This window comes from Paenibacillus sp. RC334, assembly GCF_030034735.1.
Taxonomy (GTDB): Bacteria; Bacillota; Bacilli; order Paenibacillales; family Paenibacillaceae; genus Paenibacillus; species Paenibacillus terrae_A.
In genome coordinates this window covers 553333-566972 of the sequence record NZ_CP125370.1, presented here as the reverse complement: position 1 = coordinate 566972, position 13640 = coordinate 553333, and the positions used below count along the sequence as shown (strand labels likewise).

Genomic DNA, 13640 nt, shown 5'->3' with positions numbered 1-13640 from the left:
AAAGTATAAAAGCACCATCAAAACCACTAGTTACATGGTTATGATGGTGCTTATTGTTCATTATATATCTGTCATTTCTATTTATACCATTTCCATAAGTACTTTAAGAGAGTGGAAACAGAAATATGCTTTTGTGAAAGGACAACAAAGCGAACCTTCATGTTTAGTCTTCTACAAAACGGATATATGGACGTTGAAAATACCTTTGGTCAGACACGAAATAATATTCTTTCCCCACAACAAGAGGAGGGATAACGGATTTTGAAGTGATATATAATTTTTTAATCTCACCTCCGTTAGCCGGATCACTCTGTATTACTAAGTAATCATCATAAATTCCAACTAATTTAGCCATTTCACTTGGATGAGATCCTGAATAATAATAAATCCAGCCTAATATTAGCAAAATAAATACAATTCTTAAAGTAACTTTAATTATTTTATTTTTTTGACCAAAAATATCATCACCTCCAATAATTGATCATTATACTATATATATGATAATATCGGGAATATATTTATAAATAATTCCATTTTGAAGGTATAAAATGAAACATAAGACAGGCTTACTCTCGCTTGTGGTAGTTGGACTCCTTGCATTATCTCAAGGCTCAGTTAGCGCGGCTAGTGCGGCAGAAATTGCAGTAATGGACTATACTCCACTGAAAATTGACAGCAATATAACGGTTAAAAAATTTTCTGATGGTCGTGTTGAGCCAATTGAGAATGCAAAATCTTTGACGGAGAAACAACAATACGAGATCTTAAGCGAAATGGATTATACCGGAAAAGATATTAAAAAACTCTCTGAGACAGAGAAAGTTTTTCTCATTACTGAGGGTGGAGCGAAAGTTAATTTAAACCAAAGTGAAATGGTTCACAAATATTTTGACCTTAGTGGTAAGGAACAGCACCACAGCTTTCGGGCTTCGGTGATCAGGTCGGCCAATGTGCTGGCCTTTTTTATATAATCCTTGCAGAATCTTTGGATCTCATGCAGTTCTTGCTCCATATGAAAAAACAAGTGGAAGGATATACATTTCACTTTGTCGAAGTATGCTGTCATGGGGAGGTGTTGATTCATTGGGTTTCTGGCAATTGATAATCGCGTGGATATGTACTGTTTGTTTGGTAATCGTTTTTAAAGGTAGAGTTAGCAAGTGGCTGCTCTATCCTTTGTCGCTTGTTTGTATATTGGGTACATTGTGTTTTTGGGTTTATAATCAATAAATTGGGCAAATAGAGGAAATCGGGAGCATCCTGTCATTCCTCTACCGCTCAACTATGATTTTAACGACAGCTACTTCCGAGTATTACTTTCCTTCCAAATAAGAAACAGGCTCTTTAACCTCTACCTTGGTGCCGCCAAATTCATCTTTAATGTATTTTTGGGTATCCTCGCTATGATACAGATCTGCCAACTTTTGAAGTCCTTTGTCATTCGCCTTATCGGATGAAGTGACCAGGACATTAATATTATTTTTGGTCGCCTGACTGATCTCTTCGTGGAACAAAGAATCTTTAAGTACATTCAGGCCACCTTCTAAAGCAATCGTATTCCCGATCAAAACCAATCCCACATCCTGAATCACACGAGGACCTGTTTTATCGTCGATCAGCTCAAATTTCAGGTTTTTAGGATTGCTGGTGATATCATTGACCGTGCCTAAAGCATCATCAAAATCTGCTTTCAGCTTAATTAGGCCGGACGCCTCCAACAGCTTCAAGCCTCTTGCCGTATTGGCCGGATTATCTGCCAAAGCCACCAAAGCCCCGTCCGTCACTTCATCAATGCTTTTGAATTTTTGTGAGTAGATGCCCATCGGCTCCAGATAGGTTGTGGCAATAGCTTTCAAATCCGCCTTACTTTCCTTGTTGTAGGTAACGAGATATGCCCACGACTGGAATGCATTCACATCCACTTCGCCTTCCTTGGTGGCATTGTTCGTTTCGATCCCGCCGTTAATTTCCTTCACTTGAATGTCCAGCTTGGCATCCTTGGCCGCTTGAGATTGGGCAATATGCTTCCAGATCTGTGCGTCAGAACCCATGGAGCCGATGACTATTTTCTGTGTTTCCGAACCGGAAGTGGAGCTGGCGCCACTACTGTCAGAGCTTTTATTGCCACATCCTGCAGCTACTAATAATAAACTGATTCCTAATAGTAAAATTAATGATTTCTTCATCTCTACTTCCCCCCAGATCTTGCTAGTGCATCGTCATTCCGCCTGTAACATTAATCGCTTGTCCTGTCATGTATGCAGAGAGCGGACTTGCCAAAAACAGCACCACATTGGCGACGTCCTCCACCTCAGCCGTTCTTCCCAGAGGTACCTGAGAACAATCTTCCTCATATATTTCTTGAGCGGTCATTCCACGAATGACGCCCCCCTCAATCCGTTCCCGATGCTTCATCGGCGTTTCTACAATGCCGGGACACACCGCATTGACCAAAATATTTTGGGGCGCAAGCTCAATCCCCATAACCTTGGTTAATCCGAGAACCGCATGTTTGGAGGCGCAATACCCTCCCATCGCCCGATATCCATTTTTTCCAGCCTGCGAAGCGATTTGAATAATTCGTCCCGGCTTATGAGCGTTCACCATTTCTTTGGCAAACCGTTTGGACGTCACATATAATCCGGTTGAATTAATAGAAAATACCTTCTCCCAGTCTGCTAACTCGCTATCAATGACATAGTCCATCGTGGAAGTGCCCGCACAGTTTACCAATATGTCAGGGACTCCCGTTTCACTGAACAGTACATTGCACCATCTCTCAATATCGTCCGGCCTGGAAATGTCCAAATGAGTTTCAACCAACTGCGGATTGACCACTCGATACGGCTCTTCATAAGAAATATCAGCAGAAATCACTTTGGCCCCGCTTTGAATGAACAGTTCCACAATTCCCTTGCCTATACCTGACTTGCCGCCTGTCACTACCGCTGTCTGATGAGATAAGTCGATCGAAATCATAGATTTTAAAAAACTCTTTCAAAAGGATCTCGGCTAATGCCAGCTTCCAATACAATTTTTACATATTCCTGCGCCGAGAAAAGAGAGTGGTCCTTGTAGTTCCCACATTCCAAAGGCGTAACAGCCGGAACCTCCGTGGTTTCCAGAATTCTTTTCAAGGTTTTTTCCAAAGCGACTGCAATTTCTTCAGGCTCATGCTCGTTCCAAAGAATTAAATAGAACCCGGTTCTGCATCCCATCGGAGAAATATCAATAATCCCTTTAATTTCATCTCTCAAATACGTCGCCAACAAGTGTTCCAGCGTATGTACAGCGGCTGTTGGAATTGCATCTTCATTCGGCTGTAAAAATCTCAAGTCATACTTTTGGACTGTACTTCCTTTTTCGTCATGCTCTACACCGGCTGCTCTTACATAAGGGGCTTTTACAATCGTGTGATCTAATTGAAAGCTTTCTACTTTTGCCATTTGTCCCGACCTCTTTTTCTGTAATTTATATTGAATAGAGTGACTAACAGAGCTTCATGTAATTTTTTTAAAATGCTTCGAATCAACATTTCGGTAATTATACATCGGTTTACTCGGTTTTACAATATGAATTGTTATCCTTTTTTTCTTCCCGCAGCCTCTTCTCCTTTGCCTGTAGGTTTTGACATAGTGTACAATATATACGGTAGTGCATATTTACGAAATAGATCGAGGACATCGTAAGCCTCAATTAGGAGAATGGCCTGTGAATGAACCGGATTGGAAGCACTTGAATGCTGTCCCTTTGCCCTTACAGGAATTTCAGCTACAGCTGGAGCAGAACGGAGTTAACGCCAAGCAACTGGAGGAATGGAGAAAAATCCCGGTCCTTTATCAGTTGGCTCTGGAGGAATTAAAGAACAAAATCAAGCTGATTCAGACCGAATGGAAGCTGATGGACGGCTTTAGCCCGATTGAGCATATCAAGACCCGAATCAAAGAGCCTCACAGCATTGTCGAAAAGGTTCGACGCAAAGGGTATGAAGTCACCCTGGACAATATACTGCGTGAAATTCATGACATCGCGGGAATGCGAGTCGTGTGTGCTTTTGTCAAAGATATTTATCGCCTGATGGATCACCTGCGCACACGGGAAGACATCCGTATTCTGGAGGTCAAGGACTATATTGCCCAACCCAAGCCCAACGGCTATCAGAGCCTTCATGTCATTGTAGAAGTTCCGCTAATTCTGTTTGAAGGTACACGCTGGATCAAGGTTGAAATTCAGCTCCGCACACTGGCTATGGATTTCTGGGCCAGCATGGAGCATATTTTGTACTATAAGTTCGATAAGAAAGTGCCTGAGCATGTCGTTAACGGATTATCCGAGGCTGCGCGTGCAACCTATGAACTGGATCAGAAAATGCTAAAGCTGCGCGGCGAAATCTTGTCGCTCAGCGAGGAACAGGAGCAAGAAGAATCCCCCGAGCAGCCAACTGCTGCGGAATCCTCTTCGAAGACACTCTCCCTCGCCACGGATCACACCGAATCCCGGCCGCAGACCTGCTAGGTATCGGTGTACATGATCCTTGAACATTGGGCTGAGGCGTCAACAGCCTCGATTCAGCTTCAGCGTTGCAAAATCCTGATTATATTAATAAAGAGCGCTCAAAACCACTTTTATCGTGGCTTGAGCGCTCTTTTGCTCTATACTTTTTGTCTTGCTCTATTTCTTTTATTCAGAGCTTACTGCTTCTCGCGGATTTCTGTGCTGATTTTCTCAACAATGTCCGCAATGCTGAGCGATCCCAGATCGCCTTCGCCCCGTTTGCGAACCGCTACAGTACCGGATGTCTTTTCATTTTCCCCGATGACGAACATATATGGAACCTTCTCCAATTGTGCCTCGCGGATTTTATAACCAAGCTTCTCATTACGAGTATCCACTTCGACACGCAGACCCGCTTGCAGCAGCGCTTCCTGCACCTCATGGGCAGTCTCGATATAGTTCTCGGATACAGGCAACAGCTTCGCATGAACAGGAGCCAGCCACAATGGGAATGCACCTGTAAAATGCTCAGTCAGGATACCCATAAAGCGGTCAATCGAACCGTAGATGGCACGGTGAATAACGACTGGACGGTGCTTCTGGTTGTCCTCGCCCACATAGGTGAGGTCGAACTTCTCAGGCATTTGGAAGTCCAATTGGATCGTTCCGCACTGCCAGCTGCGTTTGAGCGCATCGAGAATGTGAAAGTCAATTTTCGGACCGTAAAATGCTCCATCTCCCGCATTAATACGGTAGTTGATGCCCAGGTGATCCAGCACGTTTTGCAGAGCTTGTTCCGCTTGATCCCACAGCGCTGGCTCGCCCATAAAGTCATCCGGACGTGTGGACAACTCCACTGTGAAGTCAAAACCAAACACACTATACATTTCGTTAATCAGCTTGATTACGTCCGTAATCTCTTGTTCAATCTGACCCGGAGTAACAAAAATATGCGCATCATCCTGACAGAATGTACGAACACGCATCATACCGTTCAACGCACCGGACAGCTCATGGCGATGCACTTGTCCAAATTCGGAAATCCGAATCGGCAGATCGCGGTAAGAATGAAGCTCATTTTTAAACACGAGCATATGCCCCGGGCAGTTCATCGGTTTCAGAGCAAATGTAGTTTCATCTACTTCGGAGAAGTACATGTTTTCCTTGTAATGCTCATAGTGTCCTGATTGTTCCCACAGACGGTTGTTCATCATCAGCGGTGTGCGTACTTCCTCATAGCCATGCAGACGTTGTATTTCACGGGAGTAATCCTCCAGTGCAGTACGAACAACCATACCTTTAGGCAGGTAGAATGGCATACCTGGTGCTTCTTCGGAGAACATGAACAGCTCCAGCTCTTTACCCAGCTTGCGATGGTCGCGTTTCTTCGCTTCCTCCAGCAGGTGCAAGTGCTCATCCAGTTGTGCTTTTTTCGGGAATGCGGTTCCGTAGATACGTTGCAGCATCTTGTTGTTGGAATCGCCTCTCCAGTATGCGCCTGCTACACTAAGCAGTTTAAAAGCTTTAATGCGGCCTGTAGATGGCAAATGCGGCCCGCGACACAGGTCAAAAAATTCGCCCTGATCATAGATCGTAATTTCCGCATCCTCCGGCAAATCACGAATCAGTTCCAGCTTCAATGGATCTTCCAGCTCTCCAAAAATACGAGTTGCTTCCTCACGGCTGACCACACGACGTGTAATTGGCAGATTTTCCTGTGCGATCTTCGTCATTTCCTTCTCGATCTTCGCCAGATCGTCAACGGACAACGGGTTTTCGATATCAATGTCATAGTAGAAGCCGCTGTCAATGACCGGACCAATACCCAGCTTCACTTTCTTTTCACCGTAAATGCGTTTGAGGGCTTGTGCCAGCAAATGCGCTGTGCTGTGACGATAAATTTCCAGACCGTCCGCACCGTCCAGTGTAATAATTTCCAGATTGCTATCCTGCTCCAAAACGGTGTTCAGATCCACAGCCTTCCCATTCACTTTACCTGCGACTGCGTTCTTTTTCAGACCGGAGCTGATCGAACCCGCCACGTCGGCAATGGTTACGCCCTGCTCGTACTCGCGTACGGCTCCATCTGGCAATTTTACTTGAATACTCACGATTAAAGCCTCCATTCAAATTGTAAGGTTGCATGCTATATATCAAAATTGAACGCAAAAAAACGCCTCTCTCCCTCAAGGGACGAGTGCGTTCAGCTCGTGGTTCCACCCTAGTTCGGCCCGCTCCTGTGCATACATTCATGTTCATTAAACATGTTCATGCACGACATGCGTGACCCTCCATTGGTATCCGTTAACGGGGATAAATCGGTAGGCGCTTACTGATGTCACTGCCACATTACACAGCTACATGTTCAACGTCACGGCTACAAAGGGGTAACTTCACATGCGGTTGCCGGAAAAGATCTCAGCCTCGTCTTTTCTCTCTGAACGGCCCTTCAAGGAAATCATGTCTTTGGTCAATGCCTTGAATATTACTATATGCTACAGCATTATAGATGAAATTTGCAGCTATTTCAAGTGGCTGTTTATGTAAGTTTCACTCCTCACATTCATCATCTGGTGGTGAGAACGGATGTACATATATTTACACAACTCAAAAAACGCTGTAATATAATACCCATCTAGACGGTATCGTACAGAAAAAAAGAAGAGAGGGGGAAGGAAAGATGCCTAAAATCATTGTCACAGAAGAACAATGGATTCAGAAAGGAATTGAACGGTTTGAACAGGGCGGCATCGAGCAGCTCGTTATCGAAAAAATGGCCGTTTCCTTAGGATGCAGCAAGAGCAGTTTTTATTGGTATTTTGACAATCGCAGCAGCTATATTAGACAGATTGTTGAGACGTGGAAGGAACAGACAACACAGCGGGTTATTGCAGCGTCCATCATCCATGCTACCGCAGATGAGCGGATCAGAGACTTGCTGACCCGGATGTTCGGTACGACGAAACGGGGAGACTTCCTGTTTTATCTACGGAAACTGTCTTTGAGAGATGACACGTATCGCTCCATTCTGGATGAAGTGGAACAGATGAGAACGGAGTTTATGAAGCAGTTATTAATACAGCAGGGAATGCAGCCAGAGAAAGCCTTCCAGAGATCATGGATGTTGTACCATTATTACTTAGGGTGGTATGAGCGGCACAAACAAGAGACGTTAAGTGATGAAGCCATTCAGCAACATATTCACATGATTTGGACGGAGTGGATTTCAATTTAAGGAGGATGTCACATGTTGGAGTTACTTACATGGGCAGTTGGCGGAATTCTTTTGGTACTGAGCGGCATGCATGTATATTGGGTATTCGGTGGAAAAATTGGCATTAACGCAGCGATTCCAAGCACAGGAACAGATAGGCTCTTTGAGCCCTCCAAAATAGGTACAGCGATTGTAGCCATTTTACTAGCTTTAGCCGCTTGGTTCATCTTGGAACTAGGGGGAGTTACACAATTCCTGCTTTTCAACTCCTTCTATTCCTACGGAGCAGGCTTGTTATCGTGTTTATTTATTTTACGTTCTATAGGTGATTTCAAATGGGTAGGGTTCTTCAAGAGAAAGAAAGGAACCGTTTTTGCAAAATGGGACAGTGTGCTCTATTCCCCCCTTTGTTTCCTTTTGGGAACAGCCATTTTAATGATTATGTTCTTGCGTACGGAGTAAACACGGTCTGTAGTCATAATGAATCTGTCTCTACACTCGCAGAAGCTTATATGTCGTTATCTTCGAACAGGGGTTCGACTCCCCTCGCCTCCATTTCGCTAAATCCACAATCGAGTGAGATTGTGGATTTTTCATTTCCTGAATTACCTTCACACAATAGGGAAGATGTGATGGGTATGAGCTGCACGTTGAAAACGAGCAACACTACTCTACCAGCTTTTCAGACTTCAGCACCATGTCTCGTAACACGTGAGCGACTCGACTTTTCCCACTCTTTGCTTTCTTTTTTATCCATCGCAATGATTTTTTGTATGCATGAGTATGGTTTTGATAATAGAACTGCTTGGCTGCCATTCGCAGTGTTCTCCTCAACAACAGCGCTGACGAACGTGTTTGCTTGGATCGGCTTCCACTGCGCAGTACCCGCAACGTATTTTTGTAAGTCTCCAAATCCAGGGATGGATGTACAAGGGCGAATAAATTTAACGAGGAGTCATTAAATCCGTAGGTTTTAAACATAATTTTCAGATTTTCCGTATTTAAAACGTTTCCTCTGAGGTGGGTTGGATGCTCCTGGTGATATCCGACTACCTCTTTGATGCAATAAAAAGGGATTTTCAATCGATGCAGCCTGTAGCCAAGATCCCAGTCTTCGAGTCCATAGAGTACAAACCGTTCATTGAAACCTCCAATACGAGCCAAATGGCTGCGTCTGATGGATACACAACGTGTAACTAATAACGTCCAAGAAGCTACATCCGTTTTGACAAATTGCTTTTTGACATTTGGGGGAACTCTGGAAGGGATCATAACCTTGGACAATGCATCCGTTTGATGAAGGATATCTTCTGGCGTTATTAACGGAATAATTTCATTCGCTGCTTCAAAGTCCGCACTCCATAGGTTGGATTGTGTAAGTGTATTACGAAAATGTTCTTTTTCCGCAGGGGAAAAGTCAGGGTAATAATGGGTATAAGCATCATCCCACGAGTGAGGGAAGCCTGAAAGCACGGATTTGGGATATTTACGGTGATAACGGCTCACGATTCTAATAAAATCAGGTAACACCAAAAAATCAGCGTCGCAGAAAATGATGTATAGCCCTTTGGCACGGCGCAGTCCCAAATTTCGAACGGCAGATCGACCGCGTTGTTCTGGATGGGACACATAGATAAGAGAATAGGATGCTTTGAAGCCTTCGACCATTTCTTTCGTTCCATCTGTAGAACCGTCATCAGCTACAATCACTTCGAATAGATGCTTCGAATAGGTTTGTGTTTCAAATGAAGTGAGCGTGAGCAACAGCTGCTGGGCTCGATTATAGGTTGGAATGACGATGCTGTAGCGGATAGCCAATGTGATCTCCTCCCCCATTTTTTAGAAAACCTTTAAATAAGATGAATGATAACAATATATTCAATGACTTTAGCCTGGTATAGTCAAACACCCTCTAAAGATTGAAACAGGCTTGATTTTATTGGAGATGTATGTTGGAGCCGATGGGGGAGTGGCCAATGATTCCGCTGTATACCTTTATTCACCAGGGTCTATACTAATCTTTTGCAGCAGGGAGATAAGCAGGTCTTCTTCCTCATCAGATAAATTATGTACAAGATCAGCATTGAACTCATCCAAGATTCCTTGCAGGACAGGATAAAATTCTAATGCCTTGGCCGTTGGGAACAAAAGATGGGAGCGACGATCATTCGGGTCCGTTTCTCGCTCAATGTAACCCGATTCCTCCAATTGTTTCACAGAACGCGCAGTGGTTGCTTTGTCAAATTTGAGTTCATTCGTCAACTGTTCCTGTGTAATGCCCGGACGCCGCAAAATAAGCTTTAAAAAGCTGTGTTGGCCCCCGCTGCCGATCCCATAAGGAGCCAGTTTTTTGGACAGTATTTTTTGATTTCGCCGGTACAGGTGGGAAATCAGCTTTCCAATCGGTTTTTTTCTCATTAAATAAATACACCTCAGTGGCTTAAAAATGGCAAATCTTCAGGTGGGACCAAGGCAAATTTTACAACAATATTGTTGCATGCGCAACTAATTTGCTGTACACTAGAACCGTCATTTAGTTGCGTGTGCAACTAAATAGTAATGGTCAACGATGAAGAGGTGCTAATCATGAGTTCAACCGCTACAGCTGCCGCAACGTATCAGGAAAATAGCGAAATCCAGAAGAAACGTTGGATGATTTTGATTGTATTGAATCTGTTTACGTTTATGTCCACGCTGGATGGAAGCATCGTCAATATTGCTCTACCCGTGTTGTCCCGCACGCTAAATTTACCCGTAGCACAGATTGAATGGGTCACAACAGCCTATTTGATGGCTATATGTACAGCCATTTTATTTTTTGGCAAGCTTGGAGATATTGTAGGCAAAATTAAAATATTCAAGATCGGCACGATCGTGTTCATCCTTGGCTCACTGCTGTGCGGTCTCAGTCATTCGTTGCCCATGCTGCTGATCTCCCGAATCATTCAGGCGCTCGGAGCATCCATGACCATGGCCAACAGCCAGGGAATCGTCACGGATATCTTCCCTTCCACTGAACGAGGCAAGGCACTCGGCCTAATCGGAACCTTCGTTTCCCTCGGCAGTATCGCGGGACCCAGCTTGGGTGGTATTATCGTCTCTTCGCTAGGCTGGCAATATATCTTCTGGGTCAATGTACCGATTGGTCTGGTGGCCGTTTTTCTCGGCTGGAAGCTGCTGCCAAAGGATCTGATCAAGGTGAAAGACAAGATCGACGTTCCCGGCAGTCTGGTGTTTGCGGTTTTTATCCTCACTTTGTTCGCCGGATTACTACTGGGACAACAGGTCGGATATGGGGACAGCCGCATCATTGCTTTGCTGGTAATTGCCGTGATTGCTTTTGCGGTATTCCTTCGGGTGGAAATTCGCCGTCCACAGCCGTTGTTGCAGCTCGCTTTATTCAAGAATCCGTTGTTCTCGCTCAGTATTCTGTGCGCTTTTCTCGTATTCGCCGCTAACTTCTGCTTTAATATCATTTCGCCTTTCTATGCGCAGAATATGCTGAACTTGTCGCCTTTTTATGCAGGGTTCCTGCTGATGCTGTTTCCAATCTCCATGGTTATCGTTGCCCCTCTCAGCGGTGCGCTTTCAGATAAAATCGGGTCTGAACTGCTCACCTTTGCCGGACTGGTAGTCATGGTAGTCGCCCAGATTGGCTTGGCTCGTCTCCATGCAGGCAGTCCCGTTCCGTTCGTGGGTCTTTGGATCGCTATGCTGGGTATCGGCAGTGGTTTATTCCAATCGCCGAACAATTCGCTAATCATGTCCAAGGTGCCCCGCACGCAGCTCGGCTCAGCCGGGAGTGTCAATTCACTGGTCCGCAACGTCGGCATGGTGGTGGGGATTACCTTAGCCACGTCGATCCTGTTTTATATCATGAGCAAAGAGGCTGGCTATCGAGTCACCGGGTTGGTTCCGGGTCACCCGGAAATTTTTCTATCAGGAATGCATGTGGTCTTTATGACTTCCGCGTCCATTTGTCTGGTGGCGGCACTGCTGACAGGCTGGCGGCTGATCGGGTCCAGACGGGCAAAGGTACAGAAGGAAAAGCAATAAAGGAGTCGAGAGGAACGAAAACGCGCATAGACAGAATAGTTATTGTGGAATTAAGATGATGAGTATTCCGTACGGAGTACGAACATGGAATAACAAGCAACATTTACAATTTGAAAATGTGATATAAGGTGGCGCTTAGATGAAGTATTGCTATGAATGTGGAACAAAACTAATCGTGAAGGAGTGTGAAGGCGAAGGCCCTATTCCCTATTGCAATACATGTCAGGTCTTTCGGTTCCCGATATTCAGCACTGCAATTAGCACCGCTGTAATCAATCGGCAGAGAAATAAAGTGTTGCTCATACAGCAGTACAATATCAAGGATTTTATTTTGCTGGCTGGTTATGTGAACAAGGGGGAATCCGCCGAGCAGACATTGGTGCGCGAGGTTATGGAAGAAGTGGGATTGCAAGTGGATGAGTATACATATATGCGCAGCGAGTATTTTGAACGAACCCACACACTGATGCTGAATTTTGTATCCATTGTGAACGATGACAAACTGGATGCTCTCAGTGCAGAGGTAGACCAAGCACGTTGGTTTACGCTGGAGGAAGCCAAGCAGGTTATTTTGAAAAACAGCTTGGCTGAATCCTTCCTGCTGACCATTATTCAACAGATCGAAGCAGGATTCATTTGAACTGATGCAAACCGAGCGGAACTGTGATCCGCAAGAGGGTCACTCCTTTCAGGACTCCATCTTATGGGCCACAGTTTGGTATGCTTGCCCCTACACTTCCACTAAACGTCCGTTCTCTTTCCAGGATTGCAGTATTTGTTCGAGGACCCACTGGTTTTTGTAGCCGTCCTCGAACAATGGGGCACGATCCACGGACTCTCCCCTTGTCAGCTTAACAAAGTCTCCATAGGCCGTATGATCATAGATTGCAGGGACAGCCCAAGACTCGTATTCGGCATCCGGGTGCTCCAAATCTCGCAGCACAATGCGGACATTTTCCCGGTTGTTGAGACTGGCGTGCAGCGCACCGAGCTCGCCATAGATATCAACTTCGATATCGTGGCGTTTGCCAATGGCATTTTTGTGGGTGATGAACGTGCCGACGGTATTATCCCCTATGATTCCATGGAAAGCAGCGAAGTCTTCCACATCTACTTTTACAGGCAGACCTGTGACCGGATCAGGCCGCTCGGGTGTAATCGTATGTAGCAGCGCCGCGACGCTTTTAAATTCACCCACCAGAAAACGGGCCAGGTCAATAATATGCGAGGCTGTATCGCCCACGACTCCGGAGCCTGCCTTCGCTAAATTATGGCGCCATGTATACGGATGTTGACGATATGGTGAGAATGCATCCATCAGATACCGAAATTGAATGTTATAGATGTTGCCCAGCTTGTGTTCATCCAGCAATTGCTTGGCATATTGGAAAGCAGCGCCGTAACGATGCTTATAATGAACCAGAAAAGGCACCGGGTTCGCTGTATACAGCTTTTTCAACTGATCCGCTTCCTTCCACGTGAGTGTCAACGGTTTTTCCGCCAGTACGGCTTTGTGTTCTTCCAGAGCAATACGAATAATGTCAAAATGCACATCGTTGGGTGTCAGCGACAGAATCGCATCCACCTCCGGGTCACGGATTAAGGCTTCATAATGGGGATATTGCTTGGAAGCAGGCAGTTGCAATTGCTTACCCAGCAGTTGAAGGCGATTGGGGTTCACATCACTAATGGCCACAATAGAAACCCCCGAGATGGTTTGCAGGGATCTAATGTGATATTCAGCGATAAGGCCCAGGCCGATGACACCCATATGAATGGGTTTGGTTGGGGAGATGGAGGTACTCATGTGATCAGAATTCCCTTCTCTTCAATTTGGCTTAATGCCTGTATCAAACTCCTTTTTGCTATGCAGTAT

At 45.1% G+C, this 13640-nt stretch carries 13 protein-coding genes; 6 read left to right on the top strand and 7 right to left on the bottom strand.

The features are described 5' to 3' along the window. Window positions 1–548 precede the first annotated feature (548 nt). Window positions 549–971 carry a hypothetical protein gene (locus QMK20_RS02785; RefSeq protein ID WP_283654498.1) on the top strand — a complete coding sequence of 141 codons (423 nt, stop codon included), beginning with the start codon at window positions 549–551 and terminating at the stop codon, window positions 969–971. A 342-nt stretch (window positions 972–1313) separates the two neighbouring features. Here QMK20_RS02785 and QMK20_RS02780 read toward each other — a convergent pair whose 3' ends face one another. Genes QMK20_RS02780 through QMK20_RS02770 form a run of 3 tightly spaced genes read right to left on the bottom strand, consistent with a single transcriptional unit; the run spans window position 1314 to window position 3446 of the window. Next, window positions 1314–2186 (bottom strand): MetQ/NlpA family ABC transporter substrate-binding protein, encoded by an 873-nt coding sequence (locus tag QMK20_RS02780; protein ID WP_283654497.1) that lies wholly within the window; start codon window positions 2184–2186, stop codon window positions 1314–1316. A 22-nt stretch (window positions 2187–2208) separates the two neighbouring features. Then, window positions 2209–2979, bottom strand: coding sequence for an SDR family NAD(P)-dependent oxidoreductase (locus QMK20_RS02775; RefSeq protein WP_283654496.1), 771 nt, complete (start codon window positions 2977–2979; stop codon window positions 2209–2211). 5 nt (window positions 2980–2984) lie between these two features. Then, entirely contained in the window at window positions 2985–3446 is a 462-nt protein-coding gene (locus QMK20_RS02770) for an S-ribosylhomocysteine lyase (protein ID WP_025685885.1), read from the bottom strand. Window positions 3447–3711: 265 nt separating this feature from the next. On the opposite strand from QMK20_RS02770, the gene QMK20_RS02765 reads away from it, so the two are divergent. Next, a complete protein-coding gene (locus tag QMK20_RS02765; RefSeq protein ID WP_283654495.1) occupies window positions 3712–4515 on the top strand; it encodes a GTP pyrophosphokinase in 804 nt (267 codons plus the stop codon). Between the two features lie 176 nt (window positions 4516–4691). On the opposite strand, the gene thrS is transcribed toward QMK20_RS02765, so the two are convergent. Then, window positions 4692–6605 (bottom strand): threonine--tRNA ligase, encoded by a 1914-nt coding sequence (gene thrS, locus QMK20_RS02760; RefSeq protein WP_283654494.1) that lies wholly within the window; start codon window positions 6603–6605, stop codon window positions 4692–4694. 569 nt (window positions 6606–7174) lie between these two features. Between thrS and QMK20_RS02755 the strand changes: the two genes are divergently transcribed. Beyond that, window positions 7175–7729: a TetR/AcrR family transcriptional regulator gene (locus QMK20_RS02755; RefSeq protein WP_283654493.1), complete on the top strand. Its 555-nt coding sequence runs from the start codon at window positions 7175–7177 to the stop codon at window positions 7727–7729. 12 nt (window positions 7730–7741) lie between these two features. Beyond that, window positions 7742–8170, top strand: a complete 429-nt coding sequence (locus QMK20_RS02750) for a DUF3995 domain-containing protein (RefSeq protein ID WP_283654492.1) — start codon at window positions 7742–7744, stop codon at window positions 8168–8170. A 204-nt stretch (window positions 8171–8374) separates the two neighbouring features. Here the strand turns inward: QMK20_RS02750 and QMK20_RS02745 are convergent, their stop codons facing one another. Next, window positions 8375–9526, bottom strand: coding sequence for a glycosyltransferase family 2 protein (locus QMK20_RS02745; RefSeq protein ID WP_283654491.1), 1152 nt, complete (start codon window positions 9524–9526; stop codon window positions 8375–8377). A 177-nt stretch (window positions 9527–9703) separates the two neighbouring features. Next, a complete protein-coding gene (locus tag QMK20_RS02740) occupies window positions 9704–10126 on the bottom strand; it encodes a MarR family winged helix-turn-helix transcriptional regulator (RefSeq protein ID WP_283654490.1) in 423 nt (140 codons plus the stop codon). Between the two features lie 168 nt (window positions 10127–10294). On the opposite strand from QMK20_RS02740, the gene QMK20_RS02735 reads away from it, so the two are divergent. Then, complete coding sequence (locus tag QMK20_RS02735; protein WP_283654489.1) at window positions 10295–11764, top strand: MFS transporter; 1470 nt, start codon at window positions 10295–10297, stop codon at window positions 11762–11764. A 139-nt stretch (window positions 11765–11903) separates the two neighbouring features. Continuing rightward, on the top strand, window positions 11904–12404 hold the full coding sequence (locus QMK20_RS02730) for an NUDIX domain-containing protein (RefSeq protein WP_283654488.1): 501 nt from the start codon (window positions 11904–11906) through the stop codon (window positions 12402–12404). Window positions 12405–12494: 90 nt separating this feature from the next. On the opposite strand, the gene QMK20_RS02725 is transcribed toward QMK20_RS02730, so the two are convergent. Further along, window positions 12495–13571 (bottom strand): Gfo/Idh/MocA family protein, encoded by a 1077-nt coding sequence (locus QMK20_RS02725; RefSeq protein WP_283654487.1) that lies wholly within the window; start codon window positions 13569–13571, stop codon window positions 12495–12497. Window positions 13572–13640: the final 69 nt, after the last annotated feature.

What these genes read in the sequence shown, in the direction of transcription:
- QMK20_RS02785 (WP_283654498.1), top strand. Translation starts at nt 549, where the DNA reads ATGAAACATAAGACAGGCTTACTCTCGCTTGTGGTAGTTGGACTCCTT.
- QMK20_RS02780 (WP_283654497.1), bottom strand. Translation starts at nt 2,186, where the DNA reads ATGAAGAAATCATTAATTTTACTATTAGGAATCAGTTTATTATTAGTA.
- QMK20_RS02775 (WP_283654496.1), bottom strand. Translation starts at nt 2,979, where the DNA reads ATGATTTCGATCGACTTATCTCATCAGACAGCGGTAGTGACAGGCGGC.
- QMK20_RS02770 (WP_025685885.1), bottom strand. Translation starts at nt 3,446, where the DNA reads ATGGCAAAAGTAGAAAGCTTTCAATTAGATCACACGATTGTAAAAGCC.
- QMK20_RS02755 (WP_283654493.1), top strand. Translation starts at nt 7,175, where the DNA reads ATGCCTAAAATCATTGTCACAGAAGAACAATGGATTCAGAAAGGAATT.
- QMK20_RS02750 (WP_283654492.1), top strand. Translation starts at nt 7,742, where the DNA reads ATGTTGGAGTTACTTACATGGGCAGTTGGCGGAATTCTTTTGGTACTG.
- QMK20_RS02740 (WP_283654490.1), bottom strand. Translation starts at nt 10,126, where the DNA reads ATGAGAAAAAAACCGATTGGAAAGCTGATTTCCCACCTGTACCGGCGA.
- QMK20_RS02735 (WP_283654489.1), top strand. Translation starts at nt 10,295, where the DNA reads ATGAGTTCAACCGCTACAGCTGCCGCAACGTATCAGGAAAATAGCGAA.
- QMK20_RS02730 (WP_283654488.1), top strand. Translation starts at nt 11,904, where the DNA reads ATGAAGTATTGCTATGAATGTGGAACAAAACTAATCGTGAAGGAGTGT.
- QMK20_RS02725 (WP_283654487.1), bottom strand. Translation starts at nt 13,571, where the DNA reads ATGAGTACCTCCATCTCCCCAACCAAACCCATTCATATGGGTGTCATC.